Origin of the sequence: Actinoplanes sp. NPDC051633, from assembly GCF_040681735.1 — a bacterium.
GTDB lineage: Bacteria > Actinomycetota > Actinomycetes > Mycobacteriales > Micromonosporaceae > Actinoplanes.
The window spans coordinates 1-1,946 of sequence record NZ_JBFAZH010001335.1; the positions used below are offsets into that span (position 1 = coordinate 1).

Consider the following 1,946-nt stretch of genomic DNA (forward strand, 5'->3'; position numbering starts at 1 on the left):
CCTTTTAACATTTCAAAAGCCTTGTCTCTCTAGGTCTTAAACAGTACTTAAAAAGGTTTTAAAAAGATTTATAAAAATATATTAAAAAGGTCGGTCACCTGCGACCTGCGCCGGCCCGAGGGGCAGGCGCTGATCCGCAAGCTGATCGACACCGCGGACGTCGTGGTGGAGAATTTCCGGCCCGGCACCCTGGAACGCTGGGGCCTGGCGCCATCGACGTTGTGGGAGACCAACCCGGGGCTGATCGTCACGCGGGTCACCGGCTACGGACAGACCGGCCCCTACGCGAGCCGGGCCGGCTTCGGGTCGATCGGCGAGGCGATGGGCGGCATCCGCTACGTGATGGGGGAGCCGGACAGCCCACCGGTCCGGGCCGGGATCTCGCTGGGCGACTCGCTCGCGGCCACGTACGCCTGCCTCGGCACGCTCGTCGCGGTCCACCAGCGCGGCCGCACCGGCCGGGGCCAGATCGTCGACTCCGCCATCTACGAGGCGGTCCTCGCGATGATGGAGTCGCTGCTGCCGGAGTGGGCGGTGGCCGGCTATCAGCGGGAGCGCACCGGCGCGACCCTGCCGAACGTGTCGCCGAGCAACGTCTACCCGACCGGCGACGGTGACCTGATCCTGATCGCCGCCAACCAGGACACCGTCTTCGGCCGGTTGGCCGCCGCGATGGACCGCCCCGAGGTCGCCGAGGACCCGCGGTACGCCACGCATTCCGCCCGGGGCGCGGCAATGATCGAGCTCGACAACCTGATCGCCGAGTGGACCTCGACCCGGCCCGCCGACGACCTCCTCGCCCTGTTGCACGACAAGGGCGTCCCGGCCGGCCGGATCTTCCGCGCCAAGGACATGTTCGCCGACCCGCACTTCGCCGCGCGGGAGGCGATCGTGACCGTGCCGCACCCCGACTTCGGCGAGCTGCCGATGCAGAACGCCGTGCCCAAGCTGTCCGAGACCCCCGGCGCGGTGCGCTCGGCCGGCCCGGAGCTGGGCGAGCACAACGACGAGATCTATGGGGGCCTGCTCGGCCTCGACGACGACGCACGGGCGCGGCTGCGCGCCGACAAGATCATTTAAGGGAGGGATGCAGATGTCGTATCGACTCGGCGTGGATGTGGGCGGCACGTTCACCGATGTGCTGCTGGTCGACGAGGACTCCGGCTCGACCTGGCGGGCGAAGACCGCCTCGACGCCGAGCGATCAGTCGGTGGGTGTGCTGCACGGCATCGACAAGGTGTGCGCCGAGGCGGGCATCGACCGGGCCGCCGTGGCGCACGTGCTGCACGGCACCACCGTTGCCACCAACGCCATCCTCGAGGGCAAGGGCGCCGTCGTCGGGCTGATCACCACCGACGGCTTCCGCCAGGTGCTGCAGATCGCCCGGTCGTTCGTGCCCGGCGGCCTGGCGGGCTGGATCATCTGGCCGAAGCCCGAGCCGCTGGCCGAGCTGGAGAACACGATGGAGGTCCCGGAGCGGATCGCGACCGACGGCTCGGTGATCCTCGAGCTGGACGAGGAGGCCGTCCGCGTCGCGTTGCGCAAGCTGCGGGGCAATGCTGCCTTCAGTCCGGCTATGGGCGGCGGCGGGGCTGTGGACGGCGGCGTCGAGGCGCTCGCGGTCTCGCTGATCAACGCCTTCGCCAACGACGCGCACGAACGCCGGATCGCCGAGCTGGCCGCCGACGAGCTGCCCGGCGTGGAGGTCTCGCTGTCCAGCGTCGTGCTGCCGGAGATGCGGGAGTACGAGCGGGCCCTGACCACGGTCGCCAACGGGTACGTGCAGCCCCAGGTGGCCCGCTACGTCGCCAACCTCTCGGCGAAGCTGGCCGCCGAGGGCGTGCCGGCCGAGCTGGCCATCCTCCGCAGCGACGGCGGGCTCTGCGCCGCGGACGCCGCGATCGCCGCGCCCGTCACGATGCTGCTGTCCGGCCCGGCCGGCGGCG

General features: G+C 70.0%; 2 protein-coding genes. Both read left to right on the top strand.

Annotated elements, in window-relative coordinates; genetic code table 11:
- Window positions 1-78 precede the first annotated feature (78 nt).
- A complete protein-coding gene (locus AB0M20_RS40690) occupies window positions 79-1,080 on the top strand; it encodes a CoA transferase (RefSeq protein WP_364306558.1) in 1,002 nt (333 codons plus the stop codon).
- Between the two features lie 13 nt (window positions 1,081-1,093).
- A partial coding sequence (locus AB0M20_RS40695) for a hydantoinase/oxoprolinase family protein (RefSeq protein WP_364306556.1) occupies window positions 1,094-1,946 on the top strand: 853 nt, incomplete at its 3' end.